The 23,585-nt window shown below is 70.3% G+C and carries 22 protein-coding genes; 17 read left to right on the top strand and 5 right to left on the bottom strand.

The annotated features are described in order from the left end of the window. Nucleotides 1-15: 15 nt before the first annotated feature. A complete protein-coding gene (locus ACGFX9_RS11680) occupies nt 16-1,158 on the bottom strand; it encodes a M24 family metallopeptidase (RefSeq protein WP_393470399.1) in 1,143 nt (380 codons plus the stop codon). Between the two features lie 265 nt (nt 1,159-1,423). Beyond that, nucleotides 1,424-2,206: a PDZ domain-containing protein gene (locus tag ACGFX9_RS11675; protein ID WP_393468697.1), complete on the bottom strand. Its 783-nt coding sequence runs from the start codon at nt 2,204-2,206 to the stop codon at nt 1,424-1,426. A 212-nt stretch (nt 2,207-2,418) separates the two neighbouring features. Between ACGFX9_RS11675 and ACGFX9_RS11670 the strand changes: the two genes are divergently transcribed. Further along, a complete protein-coding gene (locus ACGFX9_RS11670; RefSeq protein ID WP_393468694.1) occupies nt 2,419-2,682 on the top strand; it encodes a hypothetical protein in 264 nt (87 codons plus the stop codon). Between the two features lie 23 nt (nt 2,683-2,705). Here the strand turns inward: ACGFX9_RS11670 and phsA are convergent, their stop codons facing one another. Beyond that, nucleotides 2,706-4,628 (bottom strand): O-aminophenol oxidase PhsA, encoded by a 1,923-nt coding sequence (gene phsA / locus ACGFX9_RS11665; RefSeq protein ID WP_393468691.1) that lies wholly within the window; start codon nt 4,626-4,628, stop codon nt 2,706-2,708. A 219-nt stretch (nt 4,629-4,847) separates the two neighbouring features. Between phsA and ACGFX9_RS11660 the strand changes: the two genes are divergently transcribed. From ACGFX9_RS11660 to rbsD, 8 genes are all read left to right on the top strand, one after another. Continuing rightward, nucleotides 4,848-6,071, top strand: a complete 1,224-nt coding sequence (locus ACGFX9_RS11660; RefSeq protein WP_393468689.1) for a hypothetical protein — start codon at nt 4,848-4,850, stop codon at nt 6,069-6,071. 152 nt (nt 6,072-6,223) lie between these two features. Further along, nucleotides 6,224-7,039 (top strand): alpha/beta fold hydrolase, encoded by an 816-nt coding sequence (locus tag ACGFX9_RS11655; RefSeq protein ID WP_393468686.1) that lies wholly within the window; start codon nt 6,224-6,226, stop codon nt 7,037-7,039. A gap of 77 nt (nt 7,040-7,116) precedes the next feature. Next, on the top strand, nt 7,117-8,394 hold the full coding sequence (locus ACGFX9_RS11650) for a cytochrome P450 (protein WP_393470396.1): 1,278 nt from the start codon (nt 7,117-7,119) through the stop codon (nt 8,392-8,394). 192 nt (nt 8,395-8,586) lie between these two features. Next, nucleotides 8,587-9,603 carry a LacI family DNA-binding transcriptional regulator gene (locus ACGFX9_RS11645; protein ID WP_393468683.1) on the top strand — a complete coding sequence of 339 codons (1,017 nt, stop codon included), beginning with the start codon at nt 8,587-8,589 and terminating at the stop codon, nt 9,601-9,603. A gap of 5 nt (nt 9,604-9,608) precedes the next feature. Further along, nucleotides 9,609-11,189: a sugar ABC transporter ATP-binding protein gene (locus tag ACGFX9_RS11640; protein WP_393470393.1), complete on the top strand. Its 1,581-nt coding sequence runs from the start codon at nt 9,609-9,611 to the stop codon at nt 11,187-11,189. Further along, nucleotides 11,179-13,128 (top strand): substrate-binding domain-containing protein, encoded by a 1,950-nt coding sequence (locus tag ACGFX9_RS11635; RefSeq protein WP_393468680.1) that lies wholly within the window; start codon nt 11,179-11,181, stop codon nt 13,126-13,128. Before ACGFX9_RS11640 ends, ACGFX9_RS11635 begins: the two co-directional genes overlap by 11 nt. A 54-nt stretch (nt 13,129-13,182) precedes the next feature. Continuing rightward, nucleotides 13,183-14,118, top strand: a complete 936-nt coding sequence (locus ACGFX9_RS11630; protein WP_393468677.1) for a ribokinase — start codon at nt 13,183-13,185, stop codon at nt 14,116-14,118. Further along, entirely contained in the window at nt 14,115-14,504 is a 390-nt protein-coding gene (gene rbsD / locus ACGFX9_RS11625) for a D-ribose pyranase (RefSeq protein WP_393468674.1), read from the top strand. The genes ACGFX9_RS11630 and rbsD overlap by 4 nt, the downstream gene beginning before the upstream one ends. Nucleotides 14,505-14,561: 57 nt before the next feature. On the opposite strand, the gene ACGFX9_RS11620 is transcribed toward rbsD, so the two are convergent. Continuing rightward, nucleotides 14,562-15,533, bottom strand: coding sequence for a kinase (locus ACGFX9_RS11620; protein ID WP_393470390.1), 972 nt, complete (start codon nt 15,531-15,533; stop codon nt 14,562-14,564). A 150-nt stretch (nt 15,534-15,683) separates the two neighbouring features. On the opposite strand from ACGFX9_RS11620, the gene ACGFX9_RS11615 reads away from it, so the two are divergent. The 6 genes from ACGFX9_RS11615 to ACGFX9_RS11590 all read left to right on the top strand — a co-directional run bounded on the left by ACGFX9_RS11615 (nt 15,684) and on the right by ACGFX9_RS11590 (nt 21,951). Then, nucleotides 15,684-16,673, top strand: a complete 990-nt coding sequence (locus ACGFX9_RS11615; protein ID WP_393468671.1) for a pyridoxal-phosphate dependent enzyme — start codon at nt 15,684-15,686, stop codon at nt 16,671-16,673. A gap of 50 nt (nt 16,674-16,723) precedes the next feature. Further along, on the top strand, nt 16,724-17,551 hold the full coding sequence (locus tag ACGFX9_RS11610; protein WP_393468668.1) for a Rossmann-like domain-containing protein: 828 nt from the start codon (nt 16,724-16,726) through the stop codon (nt 17,549-17,551). Further along, complete coding sequence (locus tag ACGFX9_RS11605) at nt 17,548-18,849, top strand: MFS transporter (RefSeq protein WP_393468665.1); 1,302 nt, start codon at nt 17,548-17,550, stop codon at nt 18,847-18,849. Before ACGFX9_RS11610 ends, ACGFX9_RS11605 begins: the two co-directional genes overlap by 4 nt. Nucleotides 18,850-19,060: 211 nt before the next feature. Further along, nucleotides 19,061-20,116: a FecCD family ABC transporter permease gene (locus tag ACGFX9_RS11600; protein WP_393470387.1), complete on the top strand. Its 1,056-nt coding sequence runs from the start codon at nt 19,061-19,063 to the stop codon at nt 20,114-20,116. 1 nt (nt 20,117) lies between these two features. Beyond that, nucleotides 20,118-20,915: an ABC transporter ATP-binding protein gene (locus ACGFX9_RS11595; protein WP_393468662.1), complete on the top strand. Its 798-nt coding sequence runs from the start codon at nt 20,118-20,120 to the stop codon at nt 20,913-20,915. Nucleotides 20,916-20,931: 16 nt separating this feature from the next. Beyond that, nucleotides 20,932-21,951: an ABC transporter substrate-binding protein gene (locus ACGFX9_RS11590; protein WP_393468659.1), complete on the top strand. Its 1,020-nt coding sequence runs from the start codon at nt 20,932-20,934 to the stop codon at nt 21,949-21,951. A 30-nt stretch (nt 21,952-21,981) separates the two neighbouring features. Here the strand turns inward: ACGFX9_RS11590 and ACGFX9_RS11585 are convergent, their stop codons facing one another. Next, nucleotides 21,982-22,497: a MarR family winged helix-turn-helix transcriptional regulator gene (locus tag ACGFX9_RS11585; protein ID WP_393468656.1), complete on the bottom strand. Its 516-nt coding sequence runs from the start codon at nt 22,495-22,497 to the stop codon at nt 21,982-21,984. Nucleotides 22,498-22,597: 100 nt separating this feature from the next. On the opposite strand from ACGFX9_RS11585, the gene ACGFX9_RS11580 reads away from it, so the two are divergent. Both ACGFX9_RS11580 and ACGFX9_RS11575 read left to right on the top strand, forming a co-directional pair. Beyond that, on the top strand, nt 22,598-23,008 hold the full coding sequence (locus ACGFX9_RS11580) for an organic hydroperoxide resistance protein (protein ID WP_393468653.1): 411 nt from the start codon (nt 22,598-22,600) through the stop codon (nt 23,006-23,008). 113 nt (nt 23,009-23,121) lie between these two features. Beyond that, on the top strand, nt 23,122-23,583 hold the full coding sequence (locus ACGFX9_RS11575) for a hypothetical protein (RefSeq protein ID WP_393468650.1): 462 nt from the start codon (nt 23,122-23,124) through the stop codon (nt 23,581-23,583). The last annotated feature ends 2 nt before the right edge of the window (nt 23,584-23,585 follow it).

Genomic DNA, 23,585 nt, shown 5'->3' with positions numbered 1-23,585 from the left:
GGCCGCCGGGCGGCTTCAGTTGACGACCGCCAGCTCGCGTGGCGTGGAGTTGAGGCGCCGCACCCCGTCCTCGGTGACCGTCACGATGTCCTCGATACGCACTCCGAAACGGCCCGGCAGATAGATGCCGGGCTCCACGGAGAAGCACATGCCGGGCACGAGCGGCAGTTCCTCGCCCTCGATCATGTAGGGCGGCTCGTGGGTGGTGACCCCGATGCCGTGCCCGGTGCGGTGGATGAAGTACTCGCCGTACCCGGCGTCGGTGATCACCGCGCGGGCCGCCCGGTCGACGTCCTGGCAGGCGGCCCCGGGCCGCACCGCGCGGCAGCCTGCCTCCTGTGCCTCGCGCACGATGTCGTGCACCCGCTGTTCCTCGGCGCCCGGCTCGCCCACGTGCACGGTGCGTGAGGTGTCCGAGCCGTAGCCGTGCAGCAGGCCGCCGAAGTCGAGGACCACCATGTCGCCGTTCTCGATGACACGCTCGCCCGCTTCGTGGTGCGGGTTGGCGCCGTTCGGGCCGGACCCGACGACGGTGAAATCGACCTGGGAATGCCCGAACCGCCGCAGCAGATCCGCGAGATCGGCGGCGACGTCACTCTCCTTGCGGCCCGCGAAGGGAACCTTCTTGATCTCCTCGTACGTTGAGTCGGCAGCGGCACCGGCCGCCGTGAGGCGCTCCAGTTCCGCGGCGTCCTTGACGGCGCGCAGCATGGGGAGCGCTTCGGTGAGGGACACGTAGGAGGTGCCGGGCAGCTCCTTCTGGAAGCCGAGGAGATGCATGGCCCAGGAGTTGTCACTGATCCCGAAGCGCCCGTCGACGTCCAGGAGCGGGGCGGTGGCGGCGTAGGGGTCCTTGCCGTCGGTCCAGTCACGCAGGGAGAGCGCGCCCGCGCCCGCCGCCAGTGCCGCGTCCGGGGCCTCCAGGGTGGGCACCACGAGCGTCGGCTCCTGCCCCGCCGCGAGTACGAGGACGGTGAGCCGCTCGGTGTCGGCGGTAGGCCGGTAGCCGGTGAGCCAGGCCAGATCGGGCCCCGGCGCGACAAGCAACCCAGCAAGCCCCGCGTCAGCCGCGGAGGCGGCGGCGCGGTCCATGCGGGCCTTGTAGTCGGCGGCGGTGAAGGGGGCGGGGGCGAAGGGCGTGGGGGTACTGCCGGTCATGGGGGTGCCGGGCATGGGGCCTCCAGGGCTGCTTGCTGCTGCGCGCCACTGGTCGTCGTAGGCGCGATGTCGTGTACGCCGATCCTGCCCGTACCGCCGGGCGTACGCGAGCGGGTTGCGGGGGCCGGTGCCGCCGGTACCGCAGCGCGGGAGGGAACGGGTTGCGCGCGCCGATGTTGCCCGTGCCGCAGCGGGGACGGAACGGGTCGCGCACGCCGATCCAGTCGTACCCCGCCACGCCTGCCCGAGCGGGCCGCGGCGGCCGTCACGTGACGAAGCCCGGTGTCACCGTCAACATCTGCCGCGCTCCGTTCCCGTGCCGGACGGTCACAGTGACGTTCCTGCCGGGGGCCGCGTCGGCGACGGCAGCCGCGAGTGCCTTGGCCGAGCCGACGCGGGTCTTGCCGAGGGCGAGCAGGACGTCGCCGCGTACGAGACCGGCCGTGTGGCCCGGTCCCGGGCTGTGCACGCCGATGAGCAGGGCTCCGGGGCCGGCCGGGGCGTCGACGGCCTCGACACCGAGGGCGGGCCGTGCCCCCTCGATCCGCGCGTCGGGCTTGGCCGGCTTGGCGGGGTGTTTCTGAGGTGGCTTCGCGGTAGGGGCGGGCGCGGGGGCCGCGTTGGGGGCGCCGGGTCCTGCCTGGCGGCCCGGCTGGCCTCCCTGTGCCTGCGCCGCCTTCCGCATGTCGGCGAGCTTGCTCATGCCGATGACGGTGGCGCTGACGGTGCCGAGCCCCACCCCCGTCAGCACGAGGACGGCCGAGACGAGCAGCCCGAGGAGCAGGGTCACCAGCCGCCGCCCCCTCCGCCGCGCGGCGTGCGGCCGGTGCCCCGGTCCGGATCTGTGGCCGGTGCCGGGTTTCCGCCCGGCACCGTGACTCTGCCCGGCACCGCCCTCCTCCTCGATACCGTCCTTCCGCCCGATGCCGAACTTCCGGCCCGTGCCGAGCTTCCGCCCGATGCGGAGCTTCCGGCCGGCGGTCGACCTGCCGCCGCTGCCGGGCTCCTGTCCTGGCATCGGCTTGGGACGCAACGCAGTCTGTTCCATGGCTCGCCTCCGGCCACAGCCCTACCCGGCGTGACCCGGCGCGACGATTCACGAACGAGTGATGTCCAGGTGTGCGGCCGGGGCGCCCCACCCCCAGGCGCGGCAGCGCCAAGAACGACAAGCGCTGCGTCAAGATCAAGTTTGCCGCCGGGCTCTTTCTGCCCGGTGAATAATCTGGCAGTTACCGCAAGCAGAAGTTGAGGTTCTTGATCATGTGGGTCCTGTACAGCGCCTGTATCGCCGTCGTCCTCTCCATCGCGATCCGGCTGATCGCGGGACGGAATTCGGTCGTGCCGCCGTGGCGGGATGCGACCTCGATCGCGTCTGGCGTCCTCGTCGCAGCCGCCGTCTACATAGCGGCGACTGCGGCAGCGCACGTTGAGAGCGGGATCGCGGTCAGCTCCGCCCTCCTGTGGTTCACCGCTGCGATCAGCGGTGTGCACGCCATCAAGGAATCGCGACGCCCCCGTAGCTGAAGGATCGCCGCCCGCGGGCTCTGTCAGCCCGCGTGACCTCCCTCATGTCCTGCCTCGTCATGGCCCCCATGCCCCGCCCCGTGGTCGAACTTCAGGGCCTCCTTCGGCATGACCACGAAGGGGCGCATCATGCCCATGTCCTCGTGCTCCAGGAGGTGGCAGTGGTACATGAAGCGGCCGTACGCCCCGTCGAACTTGCCCATCACCCGGAGCAGTTGACCGCCGGGCACCAGGAAGACGTCCTTCCATCCGCGCTCGTTCGGGGCGAGGGGGATCTCCCTCTTCGGGTCGAAGGTGACCGGAGACAACGTGCCGCCCACCGTGACGTCGAAGCCTGACGTGTCGTAGGCGTCCCGGCCCATGAGCTGGAAGTCGGCCAGGTGGATGTGCATGGGGTGGGTCACCGGAGGGTTCACCGCGAGGTTCAGGAAGCTCCACTGCTCGTGGCTGCCCTCGGCGATGGTGAAGCCCAGGCCATCGTTGAACGTACGGGCGGTCCGGCGGTAGGTCTTGGTCTGTCCGTCCGCGCCCCGGAGCTGGATGATTCCCTCGGTCGGGACCCGGAAGTCGCCCGCGTCCTTGATCTCGGTCATCTCCCAGATCTCGGGGTGGCCCCCACCGCCCTTCGTGGCGGGCGGCGTCAGGACGATCAGCCGGTGGCCGTGCTCGACATCGTGGCTCAGCGGGCGGAACGAGCCCGAGAGGACCTCCGGGAGCGAGAAGGGGTCGTCGACCTCGGTGTCCCGCACGCGGAACTCCATCACCTGCGGGTAACGCACGTTGTTGGCGGGGTCCGGCACTCCGGGGGCCTGCCCCCTGCCCTTGTTCACCAGCCGCACCCGCCGGCCCGCCAGCGCACGGAAGTCGATCAGGAGGTCCATCCGCTCGGCCGGGGCGACGGTCAGCGTGGGCAGCGCCTCGTCGAAGTCGACCGGGACCGGACGCGGCAACAGGCCGCCGTCACTGCCGATCTGGTGCAGCACGCCCCGCACCGGTTCGTTGTCCTCGTCGACCAGGACGAGGTCGTAGATACGGGCGTTCGACGCGTTGACCAGGCGGAAGCGGTGCCATGCCGCGTCGACGTCCGCGTACGGCCAGATCCTGCCGTTCACCGTGCTGTACGGGCCCGTGAAGGGAAGCGAGACCGGCTTTCCCGTCTCCGGGTTCTTGTCCTGGACGATGACGGTCTTGTGCAGAAGGCGGCCGTTCAGACGCCCGTCCTCGTCCGTGTCCAGGTTCCGGTCGGCGAGCAGCAGCGGGATCTCCCGCTCCCCGCAGGGGAGATGGAGCGCGTCCTCCTCGTCGTCACGGACGAGGTACGTGCCGTACAACCCCGCCTGGACATTCCAACGGGTGATGTTCATGGCATGGTCGTGATACCACCACTGCACCGCCTGGTGGTCGTTCGGATACTCGGAGAGCTGCGCGTCGCCGGTCCCCACCGCGTTGTCCGTCCACCCGTCGTTGCCCCCGCCGGTCTGCGCGCCGTGCAGATGCGTCACCGACCACGCGGGCAGCGCGGCGACGTCCTTGTTCGGCTCGACGCCCGCGCGCCCCGGCAGGGTGGCCGGGTTCGGGTCGGCCGACCGCACCTCCACCGCGGTGACCGGATACTCGCTGTCCTTCGGGATGCGGTTGGTCCACGCGATCCGGATGCGCCGACCTCGCCGGACCTCGATCGTCGGGCCCGGGACACAGCCGTCGTATCCCCACATCAGGGTGGGCGGCAGCTGTGGGTGCAGCCGGATCCAGGCCGGGCGCAGCGCGATCTCCGTCTCCGCGGGCACATCCGTCTCGTCGCGTACGTCGACGGAGTCCGGCCGCAGGACCGGCGGGACCGGCAGCGGTGTGACGTACGGCGTGAGCTCCCCCGCTGCCGCGGACGGCTCACCGGCCGCGGACGTGCCGGTGAGCCGGTCCGTGACGCGCTCAATGATGTCGGTCAAGATGAACACCCCCGTGTTCCGCAATGCAATGCAATGGCCCCTGATGTGCGGCCGGTTGAGCGGCCCGGTCAGTGGCCGCCTCTCACAGGGGAAGACTCCTGGCGCACCCGCCAAGTTCCACGAATCCCTCATTCCGCAAGAAAAGTCTCGGAAACCGTAATGGGAAGCGGGAGGTCCTGTTGTGGGTCTGCTGTCAGTGACCACTGTTACTTTCGATGCATGACCGAACGTGCTCTCCGTCTGCTGCGCCGGGACCCGCGTCTGGCCGAGCTGGCCGCGTTCCCTTTCGCATTCGACCTGTCCCGCGCGGACCACGTCGAAGAGGTCCGCCTCGCGTCGGGCGGACCGCTGGAACCGATCGCGGGGGATGATTCCGGGGGCACGTATTTCCTCTGCGCGGACGGGGCCGTTCTGTACGCCGACTCCGAGGGGTCGGCCGGGGTGATCGGGGACAGCGTGGACGACGCCCTGGAGATCCTCGTCGGCCTGCCCGGCTGGCATGACTACGTAGGTCTCTCGCCCACGGACGGCGAGGCACGGATCCTCACCGAGATCGCCGACACGGAGGGCGACTTCCGCGAGGATTGTGTGCCCGATCTCGACGCGCGCCGCGCCGAACTGCGGGCGGCGCTCGGCTTTTCGGAGTGCTCCCCCGTGCGGCTCGTCGCGCGTCTGCACGCCGCGCTCCTGCGCACCGAGCCGGACCACCTCCTCCTGAACGCCGTCGAGCACCTGGCGTACCAGCGCCTCGACCCGCATCCGCGCCCTCCCCTGTGGGAGCAGGTGCTCGCCAAGGGCCGCACCGACCTCGCCCTGCTGCGCACGGGGGACCGCACGGTCTGGGACGGCGTGGCCGGCGACCGTACCCGACGGGTGGCGGCGTTGCGGGCCGCGCAGTACGACCGGCGGAACACGGACCGGGCCCTCCTGCGCCACCTCCTCAAGCACGAGGCGGCGAACGCCTCCATGTCCGACGAACTGCGGCTCGCCGTCGTGCTGGTGGGGCTGCACTGCCTGGCCGAGGATCTGCCGCTGCTGCGGGAGGTCCATGAGACGACCTACGACACCTGGTGCGGCCTGGCCGGGCTCCCCGAGGAGGCCGGTCAAGTCCAGGACTGGGCACGCTCGTTCGACGCCTCCAACTATGGGGTGGACCCCGACGACGAACCGGAGTCCACCTGGCTGGAGCTCGCCCGGGAGCAGGGGATGGTGGAGGTGGCCCGCACGTATCTGATCCGCGAGCTGGACGACACCGGTCCTGACGCTGCGCAACTGGCGGTGCTCGCCGACGAGTTGGCACTCATCGGCGACTACACCCAGGCGATGCGCGCCCAGCGTCTGTACCGCTCGCTCCAGGACACCGACCAGGGCCGAGCGGCAGCCGACGCGCGGCTGGCCGAGCTGAGGCGGAGGGCCGTGGACGAGGCCGCGGCGGAATCGTAGGTCTCCCCGCACGGGTGCGGCCGGGCCTCTTACGCCCGCACCCCGGTTGAAGCCGTGCCCTTGCGGTACGGGGGCGTGGGGGCCACGGTTGGTTCGCGGGCCCGTCGACCGGCCCGTTCCGCACACCCACACTCATGCTCACGCTCACACTCATGCTGACGCCGATCGGAGTCGCCGTGGCCTCCTTCTCGCTTCCCCATGTCCTGCTGGGCGAAGGTCCGCACAAGGTGATCGCCGTGCACGGCTGGTTCGCCGACCGCTCGGCGTACGCGCCGGTGCTCGCGGACCTCGACCTCGCCTCGTTCCAGTACGCGGTGGTCGACCTGCGCGGATACGGGGAGGCGAAGGACGCCACCGGCGCGTACACGACCTCCGAGGGGGCCGCCGATGTCATCGGCCTGGCCGACCACCTCGGCTGGGACCGGTTCTCGCTGATCGGCCACTCGATGGGCGGCAGCGTCGCCCAGCGGGTCCTCACGGTCGCCCCGCACCGGGTCCGCAGGCTGGTCGGCGTCTCCCCCGTACCCGCTTCCGGGCTGGAACTACCGCCAAACCAGTGGGAGTTGTTCTCTGACGCGGACCGCCTGCCGGACAACCGCCGCGCGATCATCGACTTCACCACCGGCGGCGTCCGCCCCGCGGCCTGGCTCGACCGCATGGTGGCGCGCTCGCTCGACGTCAGCGACGCGAAGGCCTTCCGCTGCTGGCTGGACTCCTGGGCGCGCGAGGACTTCCACGACCGGATCGAGGGCTCGACCGTGCCGGCGCTCGCGGTGGTCGGAGCACTTGACCCCGCGCTCGGCGCGGATCTGATGCGCCGGACGTGGCTGCGCTGGTACGCGCGCGCCGAACTCAGCGAACTCGCCGAGGCGGGCCACTACGCGATGGACGAGACGCCGCTCGCGCTCATCCGTGCCGTGGAGGACTTTCTACGGGCGGACGGCCAGGACAGCGGCGACGCGTCATGAACGTAAGAGTGCTGCATGGAGCGTCATGAACGTACGAGTGCTCCGTGAACCGGCCGTCACGCGAGGGGAGCAGGCAGATCACCGCATCCGCGGACGATGAACTCGCCCCTGTTCCCGACGTGTTCGACCCACGCGTGTACGCCGCCGGGGTCCCCCACGACCGCTACCGCCTGCTCCGCGACCTGCGTCCCGTCGCCTGGCAGGACGAGCCGCCGGTGCTCGGCTGGCCCGCGGGGCCCGGCTTCTGGGCGGTCACACGGCACGCGGACGTCGTCCGCGTCCTCAGGGACTCGACCACGTACTCCTCATATCTGGGCGCCACCCAGATCCGCGATCCCGACCCGGAGGACCTGCCGTTCATCCGGCGCATGATGCTCAATCAAGACCGTCCGGACCATGGGAAGTTACGCCGCCTGGTAAGCCGCGCCTTCACGCCCCGGCGCGTGGAACGCTTCGAGTCCCAGGCCCGCGACCGCGCCCGCACCCTCCTCGCCACGGCGGCGGACAGGGCCCGCGCCTCCGACGGCACCTGCGATCTCGTCACCGCCGTCACCGACGACTACGCGCTGCTCAACCTCGCCGATCTCCTCGGTGTACCCGAGAGCGACCGCGGCCTGCTCCTGCGCTGGACCCAGCGCGTGATCGGCTATCAGGACCCCGATGAAGCAGCGGAGTTGAACCTCGGCCCGGAAGGCAAGCCCGTCAATCCGCGCTCGCCCGCGATGCTGCGCGACATGTTCGCCTACGCGCAGGACCTGGCGGCACACAAACGCCGTGCGCCCGCCGACGACATCATGACCACCCTCGCGACCGACCCCGAACTGACGGGCCCCGAGCTGGAGATGTTCTTCTTCCTGCTCACCGTCGCGGGCAACGACACCGTGCGCGGGGCGGCACCCGGCGGTCTCCTCGCGTTCGCCGAGCACCCGGACGAGTACCGCCGCTTCCGCAAGGGCGACGCCCCGATCGCCGGGACCGTGGACGAACTCCTGCGCCACCACCCTCCCGTTCTCACCTTCCGCCGTACGGCCACCCGGGACACGGCGCTGGCGGGCCGTGCCATCGGCGCCGGGGACAAGGTGGTCGTCTTCCACGCGTCGGCCAACCACGACGAGCGTGTCTTCACGGACCCGCACCGGCTCGACCTGTCCCGCTCCCCGAACCCCCACGTCTCCTTCGGCGAAGGCCCACACGTCTGCCTGGGCGCACACTTCGCCCGCCTCCAACTACGGGTTCTCTACGAGGAGTTCCGCACGTCACAGCCCGAGCCGCCCCAACTGGCCGCCCGTCCCGAGCGCCTGGTCTCCAACTTCATCAACGGCATGAAGTCGCTGCCGGTCCAGCTGTCGGGTTAACCGCCGGTCCAGCTGTCGGCGACGCGCCGCCCGCATCGGATACGGTCCAAGATCCGCCCCCCGGACCCCCTCCGCTCACCTGAGCACCCCACATCACAATCCGGTCTCGCGCCTCTCCAGGCTCTTGCCAGCTCCCCATGTAATCGATTCCAATCCTCCGTGTAATCGATTCCACAAGGAGGTGGACCGGCGATGGCGAGCATCAAGGACGTCGCCGCCGAGGCAGGCGTATCCGTCGCCACGGTCTCGCGCGTCCTGAACAGTCACCCCTCGGTCAGTCCGGCGGCCCGCGCCCGCGTCCACGCGGCGATAGAGAGCCTCGGCTACCGCCCGAACGCCGTCGCCCGGTCGCTGCGCACCGACCAGACCCGCACGCTCGGCCTGGTCATCAGCGACGTACTGAACCCGTACTTCACGGCCCTGGCCCGCTCCGTCGAGGAGGCCGCCCGCGCGCTCGGCTACAGCGTGATCATCGGCAACGCCGACGAGCGGCCCGAGCTCCAGGACCACCACGTGCGCACGCTCCTGGACCGCCGCATCGACGGGCTCCTGGTCTCCCCCACCGACGGCGGCTCCCCGCTGATGCTCGACACCGCGCGCTCAAGCACGCCCATGGTGTTCGTGGACCGCTGGATCCCGGGCGTGGACGTCCCCGTCGTACGGGCCGACGGGCGCGAGGCCGTCCGTGACCTCGTCGCCCATCTGCACGGACTCGGCCACCGCAGGCTCGCGATCATCGCGGGGCCCGCGGCCACCACCACGGGCAGCGAGCGCGTCGAGGCCTTCCGGGAGGCGCTCGGCGCTTACGGGCTCCCGCTGCCCGACGCCTACATCGGGCAGGGCGACTTCCAGGCGGACAGTGGGCGCCAGGCCACCGAGCGGTTCCTCGCGCTGCCCGAGCCGCCGCACGCCATCTTCGCCGCCGACAACCTGATGGCTCTCGGCGCGCTCGACGCGATCCGCGCGCACGGGCTGCGCGTCCCGCACGACATCGCGCTCGCGGCCTTCGACGACATCCCGTGGTTCGTGCACACCGATCCGCCGATCACCGCGATCGCCCAGCCGACCGGCGACCTAGGCCGGGCCGCCGTGCGGGCCCTGGTCGACCGGATCGAGGGCAGGCGCCCTCGATCCGTCACCCTGCCCGCACGCCTCGTCGTACGCCGCTCCTGCGGCGAGTCCCCCACCGACCAGAGGAGCATCACGTGAGCGACCTGGAAAAGTTGCCGCGCAGCGCGGACCGCGGCGGCGATGAGCTGCTGCGGATCGAAGGCATACGCAAGACCTTCCCCGGTGTCGTCGCGCTCGACTCCGTCGACTTCGACCTGCGCCGCGGCGAGGTGCACGTCCTGCTCGGCGAGAACGGCGCGGGCAAGAGCACGCTGATCAAGATGCTCTCCGGCGCCTACCGCCCCGACAGCGGTCGCATCCTCGTGGACGGCGCGGAGGTCCGCATCCACGGCGCGCAGGACGCCGAGCGGCTCGGGATCGCCACGATCTACCAGGAGTTCAACCTCGTACCCGACCTCACCGTCGCGGAGAACATCTTCCTGGGCCGGCAGCCGCGCCGCTTCGGGATGATCGACCGCAAGGCGATGGAGACGGCGGCCGACGAGCTGCTCAAGCGGGTCGGCGTCCAGGTGTCGCCGCGCGCCAAGGTGGGTGAACTCGGCATCGCCAGGCTCCAGATGGTGGAGATCGCGAAGGCGCTCAGCCTCAAGGCGCGCGTACTGATCATGGACGAGCCGACGGCCGTCCTGACGAGCGAGGAGGTCGACAAACTCTTCGCGATCGTCAGGCAGCTGCGCGAGGACGGCGTCGGCGTCGTCTTCATCACCCACCACCTGGAGGAGATCGCCGCGCTCGGCGACCGCGTCACCGTCCTGCGCGACGGCCGCAGCGTCGACCAGGTGCCCGCCTCGACGGCGGAGGACGAGCTCGTACGGCTGATGGTGGGCCGCAGCATCGATCAGCAGTATCCGCGTGAACGCCCGGACACCGGCGGCGCGTTGCTCACCGTCGAGGGCCTCACCCGTGACGGCGTCTTCCACGACGTGAGCTTCGAGGTGCGGGCCGGTGAGGTCGTCGGCCTCGCGGGGCTCGTCGGCGCGGGACGCACCGAGGTGGCGCGCGCCGTCTTCGGCGCCGATCCCTACGACGCGGGCTCCGTCGACGTACGCGGCGAACGGCTGCCCCGGCATGACGTGAACGCCGCGATGGGCGCCGGCATCGGCCTCGTACCGGAGGACCGCAAGGGCCAAGGGCTGCTCCTCGACGCCTCCGTGCAGGAGAACCTCGGCCTGGTGACGCTGCGTTCGGCGACCCGCTCGGGACTCGTGGACCTCAAGGGGCAGCGCGTCGCCGCCGCCCGGATCGCCGAGCAGCTCGGCGTGCGGATGGCCGGGCTCGGCCAGCATGTGCGCACCCTGTCCGGCGGCAACCAGCAGAAGGTCGTCATCGGCAAGTGGCTGCTCGCTGACACCAAGGTGCTGATCCTCGACGAGCCGACGCGCGGCATCGACGTGGGCGCGAAGGTCGAGATCTACCAGCTCATCAACGAACTGACGGCCTCCGGCCACGCGGTCCTGATGATCTCCAGCGATCTGCCCGAGGTGCTCGGCATGAGCGACCGCGTGCTCGTCATGGCGCAGGGCCGGATCGCGGGCGAACTCGCGGCGGACGACGCCACGCAGGACGCGGTGATGGCGCTCGCCGTCAGCACCACGGAAGCGCACGACAGCACGGCAGTTCAGAACGACGAAACAACCGAAGGGGAGGCCTCCCGTGGCCACTGAAACGCTGAAGGGCAACGCGGGCGGCGCCACCGGTATCCGCCGCATGCTGCTCGACAACGGCGCGCTGAGCGCCCTGGTCGTCCTGGTGGTGGCGATGTCGCTGCTGTCCGGCGACTTCCTCACCACGCAGAACCTGCTCAACGTGGGCGTGCAGGCCGCCGTCACCGCGATCCTCGCGTTCGGCGTCACCTTCGTCATCGTCTCGGCGGGCATCGACCTGTCGGTCGGCTCGGTGGCCGCGCTCTCCGCGACCGTCCTCGCGTGGACGGCGACGTCCCAGGGGCTCCCGGTCTGGCTCGCGGTCGTCTTCGCCGTCGGTACCGGCATAGCGTGCGGATTCGTCAACGGTCTGCTCGTCTCGTACGGCAAACTCCCGCCGTTCATCGCGACGTTGGCGATGCTGTCGGTGGCCCGCGGACTCTCCCTGGTGATCTCGCAGGGCAGCCCGATCCCGTTCCCCGACTCGGTCTCAAGCCTCGGTGACACGATCGGCGGCTGGCTGCCGGTCCCGGTCATCGTGATGATCGCGATGGGCCTGGTCACGGCCGTCATCCTGGCCCGTACGTACATCGGCCGTTCCATGTACGCGATCGGCGGCAACGAAGAGGCGGCGCGCCTCTCCGGTCTGCGCGTCAAGCGGCAGAAGCTCGTCATCTACGGTCTGTCGGGCCTCTTCGCCGCCGTGGCGGGCATCGTCCTCGCCTCCCGTCTGGTCTCCGCGCAGCCGCAGGCCGCACAGGGGTACGAGCTGGACGCGATCGCCGCGGTCGTCATCGGCGGCGCGAGCCTGGCGGGCGGCGTCGGAAAGGCGTCCGGCACCCTGATCGGCGCGCTGATCCTGGCGGTCCTGCGCAACGGCCTCAACCTCCTCTCCGTGTCCGCCTTCTGGCAGCAGGTCGTGATCGGCGTCGTCATCGCGCTCGCGGTCCTCCTCGACACGCTGCGCCGCAAGGCGGGCGCGACTCCCGGAGCGTCGTCGGGCGCGGCGGCCGGAGGCGGCAAGAAGGGGCCGCAGGTCCTGAAGCTCGGCATCGCGGCGGCGCTAGTGGCGGCCGTGGTGGGCGCCGTCTCCTTCTTCAACAACGGCGGTTCCTCCGGCACGACGACCAAGATCGGCATGTCGCTCTCGACCCTCAACAACCCCTTCTTCGTACAGATGAAGGAGGGCGCGCAGGCCGAGGCCAAGAAGGCCGGCGTCGACCTCACCGTCACCGACGCGCAGAACGACGCCTCGCAGCAGACCAACCAGCTGCAGAACTTCACCGGCGAAGGCGTGAAGTCGATCATCGTCAACCCGGTCGACTCGGACGCGGTGGGCCCTGCCGTGCGCGGCGCCAACAAGTCGGACATCCCGGTGATCGCCGCGGACCGCGGCGTGAACAAGGCGAAGGCGGCGACGCTCGTCGCCTCCGACAACATCGCGGGCGGCAAGCTGGCCGCGAAGACCCTCGCGGAGAAGCTGGGCGGCAAGGGCAAGATCGTCACGCTCCAGGGCGTCGCGGGCACGTCGGCGAGCCGTGAGCGCGGCAAGGGCTTCGCCGAGGGCATCAAGGACTACCCCGGCATCAAGGTCGTCGCCTCGCAGCCCGCGGACTTCGACCGCACGAAGGGCCTGGACGTCATGACGAACCTGCTCCAGTCCAACCCCGGCATCAACGGCGTCTTCGCCGAGAACGACGAGATGGCCCTGGGCGCCGCCAAGGCGCTCGGCGGCAAGGCGGGCAAGTCGGTCTCGGTGGTCGGCTTCGACGGGACCCCTGACGGTCTCAAGGCGGTCGAGGCGGGCACGATGTACGCGTCCGTGGCGCAGCAGCCGAAGGAGCTGGGCCGGATCGCCGTACAGAACGCGGTGAACGCGGCGCGGGGCAAGGACGTCGAGACGATGGTGAAGGTGCCGGTGAAGGTGGTCACGGAGAAGAACGTGGCCGACTTCTCCTGACGGCCGCCCCGCCTCTCTCTTCACGCAGGACCTACGCAGGAGCTGGATTCACAGATGCAGGACCACGCCCACGACCATGCCGACGCCTCGTACGACCTCCTGGTCGTCGGATCGGCCAACGCCGACCTGGTGATCGGCGTCGAGCGCCGCCCCGCCCCCGGCGAGACGGTCCTCGGCTCCGACCTCGTCACGCATCCGGGCGGCAAGGGCGCGAACCAGTCGGCAGCGGCGGCCCGCCTCGGCGCCCGCACGGCGCTGCTCGCGCGGGTCGGCGACGACGCGCACGGCCGGCTCCTGCTCGACTCGCAGCGCGCGGCGGGCGCGGACACGGTCGGCGTCCTGGTCGGCGGGGCGCCCACCGGCGTCGCGCTGATCACCGTCGACCCGTCGGGCGACAACAGCATCGTGGTCTCGCCGGGTGCCAACGCCCGGCTGACCCCTGAGGACATCCGCGCGGCGGGCAGCCTGCTCGCCGCGTCCCGGGTGGTCTCGACCCAGCTGGAGATTCCCGTCGAGTCGGTGACGGAGATCGTACGTACCCTGCCGGCGACCACCCGCTTCGTCCTCAACCCCTCGCCTCCGGCGCCCCTGCCGTCCGAAGTCCTCGCGGCCTGCGACCCGTTGGTGGTGAATGAACACGAGGCGCGCTACATCCTGGGCGATGACGCGGCGCCATCGGACTCTCCGGCGGACTGGGCGCGGGGGCTCTTGTCCCTCGGCCCCCGCTCGGTGGTGATCACCCTGGGGGCGCAGGGCGCGCTGACCGCCGACAGCCACGGCTCCCCTGTCACCGTCCCGAGCCCGAAGGTCGAGGCGGTGGACACGACCGGGGCGGGCGACGCGTTCACGGCGGCTCTCGCCTGGCGCCTCGGCCTGGGCGAGGACCTTCCGACGGCGGCGGCGTACGCGGCGCGCGTCGGAGCGGCCTCGGTCACCCGGCGGGGCGCGCAGGAGTCGTACCCGACGGTGGAAGAGGTGCCGTCCGCGTGAAGAAGACCGGCATCCTCAACCGTCATCTGTCCGGCGCCCTGGCCGAGTTGGGCCACGGGGACACGATCCTGATCTGCGACGCGGGCATGCCCATACCGCAGGGCCCGCGCGTCGTCGACCTGGCGTTCCGCGCCGGGGTCCCGTCGTTCGCCGAGGTGCTCGACGGGCTGCTCGCCGAGCTGGTGACGGAGGGCGGAACGGCGGCGACGGAAGTCCGCGAGGCGAACCCGGCGACATCGGAACTCCTGTCGTCCCGCGTCACACCCCTGGACCTGGTCCCACACGAGGAACTCAAACGCCGCACGGCGGGGGCTCGCCTGGTCGTACGGACGGGCGAGGCGACTCCGTACGCGAATGTGCTGCTGCGGTGCGGGGTGTTTTTCTAGGTCCGCCCCGCGGGGCGGGGGGGCTTCTAGGTCCGCCGCGCGGGGTAGAAGGGTCTTCTAGGCCTCTACGCAAGCCGTAGGGCCGTTACGCGCCAGGCGGTTCGCGAAGCTGAGCGTCCGGTACACCGTCACCCCGCCCGCCAGTTCCCCGCACGCCCGCGCCGCCTCGCTGACCCGCTGTGTGTACGACGGGTCCCGGGTGTCCAGGAGGATGCCCAGCGTCGTGCCGCTGTGGGCTACGGCGACCCCGAGGCCGCCGACCTCCCGGCAGATCTCCCGCATCGGCTCCAACGACCATTTGTGGCGCAGGAGTTGATTCATCTGCGCGCTGCGGGTAGCCACCCTGCCGACCTCCGCCAGGTCGCGGCGGCGGACGGCGCAGGAGAGCCGGTCGAGCAGGCGCGCGTACTCATGGCGGTCGGCCAGGGTGAACGGCTTGGGCAGGCGGTTGAAGTCGACGGTGTCCACCGAGCCGCCCTCGTCGATCCCCACCACGGCCATGACCGGCAGTGTTCCAAGGACGTCGCGCAGGCGCACGCTGCGGTGGTGGAAGGCGACGATCGCCGGGTAGAGCACCCCGTCCGTAGGCTCGATCTCCGCCAGTAGCCGCTCGATCCGGGACGGCGGCATCTCGACCCGCAGCGCCTGCCCCACCGCACGCGCGGTCGCGACCAGGTCGGCGGAGGAGCTGGCAAGGCCCTTGCCCTCGGGGATGACGCTGTTGACGTGGAGGGTGCCCCCGGTGGCCGCCCCGGTCTTGCGTGCCGCCAACTTGCCTATGGTGCGGGCCAGTTGGAGCGCCTTCGTCTTTCCGGCCGGGTGGACCTGCACCTCCCTGGAGCGGGGATCATGCCGGTACGTGGCCATCGTCCAGCGCGCGACGGGCAGCGTCACCAGGAAGTCGCCGTCCTCCTCCGGCAGCACGCCCTGCAGCAGCTCGCCGAAGGTCCCGAAGGCGGTACCCACCCCGGTTCCGGCCGACCCCTCACGCGACGGGCGGGGCCGCAGCCCCGCCGTCTCCTGGGACAGCTTCACAGGTCTCCTCTCAGCGGCCGATGGCCATATGGCCCGATGGCTCGACGCTCTCGACGCCCACAGGCTGCCACAGCACTATGCGTCTTGACAATCATTTTCATCTAGTGTGATGCTCTGGCCTCGGCAGACCGACAGGGGGCACTCATGCACGACCACATAGCCGAAGCCGTGAAAAGACCCGATCTCGTTTCCCTGGAGCCGGACTTGGTCTGTCTCCGATTCGAGTCGATGAAGATCTATTCGGCTCTGGGAGCGGTTCGGCATCTGCTGGATTCAGGCGCCGTGAAACCCGGTGACACCCTCATCGACAGTTCCAGCGGAATCTACGCACAGGCCCTGGCACTCGCCTGCCACCGCTATGGAATGAAGTGCCACGTCGTCGGATCCACGACGGTGGACCGCACGATGCGCGTTCAGCTGGACATACTCGGCGCCACCCTGGAACAGGTGAAGCCGTCCAAAAATCTCCGGCTCGACCAGGAGTTGAGGGTGCGGCGCATCGCCGAGATCCTGGAGGCGAATCCGTCGTACCACTGGATGCGGCAATATCACGACGGCATTCATTACTACGGCTACCGCGACGTGGCGCGGACGATCGACGCCGAAGTCCCCACCGGGCCGCTCGCCCTGGTGGGCGGGGTCGGCTCGGGTGCGTCGACCGGCGCCATCGCGGGCTACCTGCGGGACGCGGGACGGGACGTGTCACTCGTCGGCGTACAGCCCTTCGGCAGCGTCACGTTCGGCTCGGAGCACGTGGCCGACCCGGACATGATCATCGCCGGGATCGGCAGCGCCATCGAATTCGAGAACGTCCGGCACGAGGCCTATGACCGCGTGCACTGGGTGAACTTCGACTGCGCGGTATCCGGCGCGGTATCGCTACTCAGAAACAGCGGAATCTTCGCGGGGCTTTCCGCCGGAGCCGCCTATCTGGCCACGCTCTGGGAACGGCGCCGGGACGCTTCCCGTACGTACGTCTTCATCGCCGCCGATACGGGCCACCGCTATGTCGAGAGCGCCTACGCCCACCATGCGGACGCCCAGGACACCGACACCCTGAAGCCCCACGAAATCACCTCGCTCGACGAGTTGAGTCACCCGTGGTCGACCACTTCCTGGCGCGAGCTGTCCTGAATTCTCATCTCAGCACCTTCCAGTACTCGATCCTTATGAAAGAACCTCACATGTCACCAACCGACGCCCACCCGCCCCACACCGTCGCCGAACTCATCGACGCCGTCCTGGCGGGCGCCTACGGGCCGGACCCCCGCGATCTCTCCGTCACCAGCGCGTTCTGGCTCTACAACACCACCCGCCTCGCCGGCAGCGAAGTCACCTACCACAACCACTACTTGCTGCTCCGGGTCGGCACCGCCTTCGGCGCCTGCTCCTTCGAAGCCGGTGAACTCGCCCCGGACTTCTGCGAGAACGCATCGGGCCACACCCTCGACAAGCTGCTGCGCGCCGAGTCCACGGCCGTCCGCGTCGCCGCACTCGACGCCTATCTCGCGCAGGTAGACCCGCACAGGGACGCCGCCGAAGCCGAGCGCGTCATGCTGCCCACCGGTACCCCTGAGGTCCGGGCGAAGGCCCGCGACGCAGCCATCGCCGGGCTGCTCGACATCGAGCCCGGCGCGAAGGTGGCGCTCATCGGCGTGGTCAATCCGCTGGTCGCGGCGATACGCGAGCGGGGCGGCGTCTGTCTGCCCTGCGATCTGAATCTCCGTATGACCCAGTGGGGCGACCGCGTCACCGACGACATGACCGAGGTGCTCGAAGCGGCCGACGCCGTCGTCGCCACCGGCATGACGCTGAGCAACGGCACCTTCGACCTGATCCTCGCGCACTGCCGCGAGCACGAGGTGCCGCTGGTGGTGTACGCGCAGAGCGGCAGCGCCGTGGCCCGCGCCTTCCTGCCCGCAGGGGTCAGCGGACTCTCCGCGGAGCCCTTCGCGTTCTCGCAGTTCAGCGCCGACGAGACGCCCCTGTACCGCTACCGGGAGGCGGCGTGAGCGTCGAGACCAGGGGCTCCAAGGGTTCCAAGGACTCCGAGGGCTCCGAGGGCTCCGCGGTGGATCCCCGGGCCGTCGGTGCCGAGGAGGCGCTGCCGGGTGACCTGCGGATGGCCCGCACCCTGTGGCCCGTTCTGGTCGCCTCCGCGGTCGGCCTGCTGCCGTTCACCGTCTTCAGTACGTATCTGGTGCCGATGGCCGAGGAAGCCGAAAGCAGCGTCGCCACCCTGGGCGGCCTGCGCGGACTCGGCGGCCTCGCGGCCCTGTTGGTCGGCACCGCGCTCGCCCCGCTCATCGACCGGGTGCGCAAGGAGTGGGCCGCCGCCGGTGGTCTGGCCGCGCTCGGCGTGTCCGCCGCCCTGGGCGCGAGCGGGGACTTCCTGCTGCTCGCCGTGTTCTGCCTGCTCGTCGGCGCGAGTACGTCGGTCCTGAACCCGGCGCTGACGGCCGCCGCCGCCGACCGCTTCGGTTCGGGGAAGGCGGCCGGGCGCGCGGCGACGCTCGTGACGGCGACCCAGTCGATGACCGCGATGCTGGCGGCGCCGGTCATCGCGCTGCCCGCGCTGCTCTGGGGCTGGCAGGGCGACCTGTTCGCGGTGACCGGGGTGTCGCTGCTGCTCGCCGCGGTCTTCTTCCTGCGCGGCAAGGACAAGCCGGTCGTGGAACCGCCGGATGCCCAACGCCTGGGCTACATAGCCTCGTTCAAGGCGCTCGGGGCGATCCCCGGTGTCGTACCGCTGCTGCTCATCTCCCTGCTGCGCACCGCCGTATTCATGGGTTATCTCTCCTACCTGGCGGCCTACTACGACGAACGGTTCGCGCTCGACCCGGGGCTCTTCGCGTTCGTGTGGACACTCAGCGGCGCGTCGTTCTTCGTGAGCAACCTCCTCACGGGGCGCCTCACGAACTCCGAGGAGCCACGGATCGGCACCGAGCGGCTGCTGGCCGCTGGGCTTGTCGCCGCGCTCGTCTCGGTCGTGGGCTTCTACTTCACGCACTGGCTGCCGCTCGCGCTCGCGATGACGGCCCTGCACGCGGCGAGCCACGCCGTCGTCGCCGCGTGCGTGATCAGCCTGCTCGTCCGGCGGTGCGGTCCCCAGCGCGGTGCGGCCCTGAGCGTGAACGCGGCGGGCATGAGCCTCGGGGTATTCGTGGGGGCCGCCCTGGGCGGGCTCGGCCTTGGGCTCGCCGGATATCCGGGGATCGCCATGGCCTTCGGGGCGCTGGTGGTTGTCGCGCTTGTCTCGGCGGGGCTCGTGCTGAGGGCTGGGGCGGTGGAGGAGGTCGCCACCCCCTGAGCGTTCCTCTGCCGTGCTGTCTGTTCCGTGCCGTTCCGTCTGTGCCGTGCCGTGCCGTCGATCGTCTGCGGCGCCATCGTGGCTGGTCGCGCAGTTCCCCGCGCCCCTTCGGGGCGCTGCCCCAACGGACGTTCACCCACCCCGACTTGAGAGGCCCGACCACCCCGTGCCACCGCCCACGACCACCCCCGCAGCCGAAGCCGAAGCGCCCGTGAAGGGCCGCCTCGCCTCGCGTGCGGGGCTCGCGGCAGCATGTGCCGCCCTCTTCGCCGTACTCCTGGTCTCCGTCGTCGTGGCCATCGGCCTCGGCTCGGCCGTGGTCACTCCGGGCGACACCGCCCGGCTGCTGTGGGCGGCGCTGAGCGGCGGGAGGATCGACGCCGATGAGGTGACGACGTATCAGATCATCTGGCAGATCCGCACACCCCGCGTACTCCTTGCGGCACTTGTGGGGGCGGGGCTGAGCGCGGTCGGCGTCGCCATCCAGGCGCTGGTGCGCAACGCGCTCGCCGATCCCTTCGTCCTTGGCGTCTCGTCCGGGGCGTCGGTCGGCGCGGTCGGCGTCACGGTCACCGGCGGGCTCGCGGCGCTCGGCATCTACGCGGTCTCCGCGGGGGCGTTCATCGGCGCGCTCGTCGCCTCCCTTCTCGTGTACGTCGCCTCGGCGAGCCGCGGTGGCGGGCTGGCGCCGCTGCGGCTCGTCCTGACGGGGGTGGCGATGGCGCTCGGCTTCCAGGCCGTGATGAGCGTGATCATCTACTTCGCGCCGGACAGCGAGGCGACCAGCATGGTCCTGTACTGGACGATGGGCAGCTTCGGCGCCGCGACCTGGGGCGCGCTGCCCGTCGTGGCCGTGTGCGTGCTGCTCGGTCTCACCGTGCTCCACCGCTACAGCAGGGCGCTCGACGTCCTGGCGCTCGGCGACGAGACCGCGACGAGCCTCGGCATCAGCCCCGACCGGCACCGCAAGGGCCTGCTCCTGCTGGCCTCGCTCATCACCGGGGTGATGGTCGCCGTGAGCGGCGCGATCAGCTTCGTCGGCCTGGTCATGCCGCATCTCGTACGCATGGTGGTGGGCGCCACGCATGCACGGGTACTCGCCGTCGCGCCTCTTGCCGGAGCGGTGTTCATGGTCTGGGTCGACCTGCTGTCGCGCACGCTGGTCGCGCCGCGTGAGCTGCCGCTCGGGGTCATCACGGCGCTGGTCGGAGTGCCGGTGTTCATCGCGCTGATGCGGCGCAAGGGCTATATGTTCGGGGGCCGTTGAGATGGATCTGGTACTCGACGGCCTGTCCGTGACGATCGACGGAAAGCTCCTCGTCCGTGACCTGTCCCTGGAGGTCGGCAGCGGACAGATCGTGGGCCTGGTCGGCCCGAACGGCAGCGGCAAGTCCACCGCGCTCAAGTGCGTCTACCGGGCGCTGCGCCCCAGCTCCGGCGTGGTCCGGGTCGGCGGCGACGACCTCGCCCGCCTGACGCCGCGCCACGGCGCGCGGGTCATCGCCGCGATGGCCCAGGACGGCGCGGTGGACCTCGACTTCACGGTGGCGGAGGTCGTCGCCCTGGGCCGCGCGCCCCATCTGCGCGGCAACCAGGCGCTCGGCGCGCGCGAACGGGAGCTGTGCGCGCGGACGATGGCCCGCCTCGACCTCACCCGCCTCGCCCACCGCGGCGTACTCACTCTGTCCGGCGGCGAGCGCCAACGTGTGCTGCTGGCAAGGGCGTTGGTGCAGGAGCCGCGGATCCTGGTTCTCGATGAGCCGACCAATCACCTCGACGTACGCCACCAGATAGAGCTCCTCTCACTCCTGAGGGGCTCGGGGCTCACCGTCCTCGTGGTTCTGCACGACCTCAACCTCGCCGCGGCGGCGTGCGACCGCATCGGGGTGCTGTCCGGGGGCGAGCTCGTGGCCGCGGGGACGCCCGAGGAGGTCCTCACCACGGGCCTCGTGGACGAGGTGTTCGGCGTCAAGGCCAGCGTGATCAGCCACCCCCTGACCGGCGACCCTCAGCTTCTCTACGCACTGAGCCCCTCGGCTCACCTTGGCCCCCTCTCCCCCCCTTGAAAGGCACCACCAGGCCATGCCCAGAACCATGCCCGGAACCCGTACCACCATCGGATCGACGCTCGCGGCGGCCTTGCTGCTCGGCGGCTGCGGCGCGGAGGTCGACGACTCGGCCGCCAAGAACGCGGACACGTCCAAGAAGGTCACCGTCAAGCGATGCGGTGAGCCGGTCACGTACAAGACCCCGCGGCGGGCGGTGGTCTACGAAGGCGGCAGCGCCGACAAGATGTTCAGCCTCGGCCTGACGAAGCACGTCCACGGTTATGTGATGCCTCCGGCCAACCCGCCCGTGAGTGAGTCCCCTTGGGCCTCGGAGTACGCGAAGGTGAAGATGCTCAGCGACGACCTCCTCAACAAGGAACTCGTCGTCGAGGCCAAGTCCGACTTCGTCGTCGCGGGCTGGAACTCCGGCTTCAGCGACCAGCGGGGCATCACCCCAAAGATCCTGGACAAGCTCGGCGTCCAGAGCTTCATGCACACGGAGAGCTGCTTCAACTACCCCAAGTACCCGCAGAAGGTGACCCCGTTCAACGCCCTGTACTCGGACCTGGAGCGCCTGGGCAAGATCTTCAGGGTCGAGAAGAAGGCGGACGAGGTCGTAGGGGACCTGAAGAAGCGCGTGGCCGCAGTGAAGTCCAAGGCTCCCAAGGCTGCCGAGGGTGACGCGACCCCCGTCTTCCTCTACGACTCCGGCACGGACCAGCCCTTCACGGCCGGCAGCCAGGTCCCGCCCAACGACATCATCAAGGCCGCCGGCGGCAGGAACATCTTCGACGGCCTCGACGAGCGGTGGACCCAGGTGAACTGGGAGGCGGTCGCCAAGGCCGAGCCCGAGGTCATCATCATCTTCGACTACGGCGACATGCCCGCCAAGAAGAAGATCGACTTCCTGAAGAAGTCCCCACATACCAGGGAACTGCCCGCCGTGAAGAAGAACAACTTCTTCGTCCTCGACTACAACGAGGGCATCAGCGGCCCGCGCGACATCGACGGCCTGGAGAAGTTCGGGAAGTACCTGCGGGACCTGAAGCGGTGAACTCGGCTCCACCCCCGTGAGCCCCGCCTCTCAGTGAGCCTCGTCGAGAGCCCCCGTCAGACGGCCGAGGAGTCCTTGCAGGGCGAGGATCTCCTCGACCGTGAGCCCGGTCGAGGCGAGGATCCGGCGCGGAACGGGCAGGGCGCGCTCCCGCAGCTCCTCCCCCTCCGCCGTGAGCTGGACGGTGACGGAGCGTTCGTCCTCGGTGCTGCGCTCGCGCCGGACGAACCCGGCGGCCTCCAGCCGCTTGAGGAGCGGCGAGAGCGTGCCGGAGTCGAGGCGCAGCCGCTCACCGATGACCTTGACGGGCTGCGGGCCGTGTTCCCAGAGGACCAGCATGACCAGGTACTGGGGGTATGTGAGGCCGAGGTCCTTGAGGGCATCGCGGTAGACGCCGCCGAAGGCGCGCGAGGCGGCGTGCAGCGAGAAGCAGACCTGGTGGTCGAGGCGGAGCAGCTCGGCGTCGGGCACGTCGGGCAGCTCGCGTCCTGTGGGCACGTCGGGCAGCTCGCGTCCGGTGGGCGCTTCGGTCGGCGATGAGGTCATGGCTCAAGCGTACCTGGCACACGCCATTAAGTTGCACACAACTAAATAGCGTGCAACCATTACCCCTGAAGCTTTTCGACCGAGGGAAGAGGACACCCCCATGAACGCGCTGTACACCGCCGTCGCCACCGCGAACGGCCGCGAGGGCCGCGCCGTCAGCTCCGACGGCCGGATCGACCTCGCGCTCGCCATGCCCCCGGCGCTCGGCGGCAACGGAGAGGGCACCAACCCCGAGCAGCTCTTCGCGGCCGGGTACGCGGCCTGCTTCGCCAGTGCGATGGGCGCGGTGGCCCGTGAGATGAAGGTCGACACCAAGGACGTCTCGGTCACCGCCGAGGTCTCCATAGGCAAGGACGACGCGGGCTTCGGGCTCGCGGTCGTGATGCGCGTGGAGCTGCCGGACTCCCTGGCGGGCGAGATCGGGCAGCAGCTGGTCGAGGCGACCCACGCGTACTGCCCGTACTCCAAGGCGACGCGCGGCAACATCGAGGTCGAGCTCGTCATCGAGTAGATCGAGCAGAGCGAGCAGAGCGTTCGAGGGCGGTGCCTCGCGGCAGGTACCGTAGGAGGTCAGATCTCATGGGCCTCCTGGTGGGCTGCGTGAACCCCAGGAGGACCGAGAAGATGACGACGAACCGCGGACGCAAGGACGTGATCCGCAACCGGATGACGTCGACCGGCGAGTCGTACAACGTCGCCGCCCGCAATCTGAAGGCGATGAAGGACATGGGCGCCACCCGTGAGGCCGTCGTCACGCAGCGCTGGCAGCCCGCGGAGACCCTGGACGTCCCCTGCCCCTGTGGCGGGACGTGCGAGCCCGGCGAGAAGTGCGACCGCTGCCACGCCCGCCACCGCCACGTGGCCCGCTACCCCGGCAGCCGCACCGAGGTCGAGACCTGGGTGGACTGCTACGACTGCATGGGCTGCTCGTCGTCGTACACGATCACCGTCGTCCTGCCCGGCCGCCCGTGGGGCATCGCCGAGACGGTGATCCAGGGCGCGTCCGCGGAGCCGGTGATCCGGGCCCGGGTGTTCCCCGGGGTCAAGCATCCGTTGCTGCGGCCCGAGACGCCCGAAGAGGACTGAAG

Source organism: Streptomyces sp. NPDC048436, from assembly GCF_043200355.1.
Taxonomy (GTDB): Bacteria; Actinomycetota; Actinomycetes; order Streptomycetales; family Streptomycetaceae; genus Streptomyces.
The sequence above is the reverse complement of the archived record's forward strand: the minus strand, read 5'-3'. Positions and strand labels throughout refer to the sequence as shown.

What these genes read in the sequence shown, in the direction of transcription:
- ACGFX9_RS11675 (WP_393468697.1), bottom strand. Translation starts at nt 2,206, where the DNA reads ATGGAACAGACTGCGTTGCGTCCCAAGCCGATGCCAGGACAGGAGCCC.
- ACGFX9_RS11580 (WP_393468653.1), top strand. Translation starts at nt 22,598, where the DNA reads ATGAACGCGCTGTACACCGCCGTCGCCACCGCGAACGGCCGCGAGGGC.
- ACGFX9_RS11615 (WP_393468671.1), top strand. Translation starts at nt 15,684, where the DNA reads ATGCACGACCACATAGCCGAAGCCGTGAAAAGACCCGATCTCGTTTCC.
- ACGFX9_RS11585 (WP_393468656.1), bottom strand. Translation starts at nt 22,497, where the DNA reads ATGACCTCATCGCCGACCGAAGCGCCCACCGGACGCGAGCTGCCCGAC.
- ACGFX9_RS11575 (WP_393468650.1), top strand. Translation starts at nt 23,122, where the DNA reads ATGACGACGAACCGCGGACGCAAGGACGTGATCCGCAACCGGATGACG.
- ACGFX9_RS11655 (WP_393468686.1), top strand. Translation starts at nt 6,224, where the DNA reads ATGCTGACGCCGATCGGAGTCGCCGTGGCCTCCTTCTCGCTTCCCCAT.
- ACGFX9_RS11680 (WP_393470399.1), bottom strand. Translation starts at nt 1,158, where the DNA reads ATGACCGGCAGTACCCCCACGCCCTTCGCCCCCGCCCCCTTCACCGCC.
- ACGFX9_RS11670 (WP_393468694.1), top strand. Translation starts at nt 2,419, where the DNA reads ATGTGGGTCCTGTACAGCGCCTGTATCGCCGTCGTCCTCTCCATCGCG.
- ACGFX9_RS11630 (WP_393468677.1), top strand. Translation starts at nt 13,183, where the DNA reads ATGCAGGACCACGCCCACGACCATGCCGACGCCTCGTACGACCTCCTG.
- ACGFX9_RS11610 (WP_393468668.1), top strand. Translation starts at nt 16,724, where the DNA reads ATGTCACCAACCGACGCCCACCCGCCCCACACCGTCGCCGAACTCATC.
- ACGFX9_RS11660 (WP_393468689.1), top strand. Translation starts at nt 4,848, where the DNA reads ATGACCGAACGTGCTCTCCGTCTGCTGCGCCGGGACCCGCGTCTGGCC.
- ACGFX9_RS11645 (WP_393468683.1), top strand. Translation starts at nt 8,587, where the DNA reads ATGGCGAGCATCAAGGACGTCGCCGCCGAGGCAGGCGTATCCGTCGCC.
- ACGFX9_RS11595 (WP_393468662.1), top strand. Translation starts at nt 20,118, where the DNA reads ATGGATCTGGTACTCGACGGCCTGTCCGTGACGATCGACGGAAAGCTC.
- ACGFX9_RS11590 (WP_393468659.1), top strand. Translation starts at nt 20,932, where the DNA reads ATGCCCAGAACCATGCCCGGAACCCGTACCACCATCGGATCGACGCTC.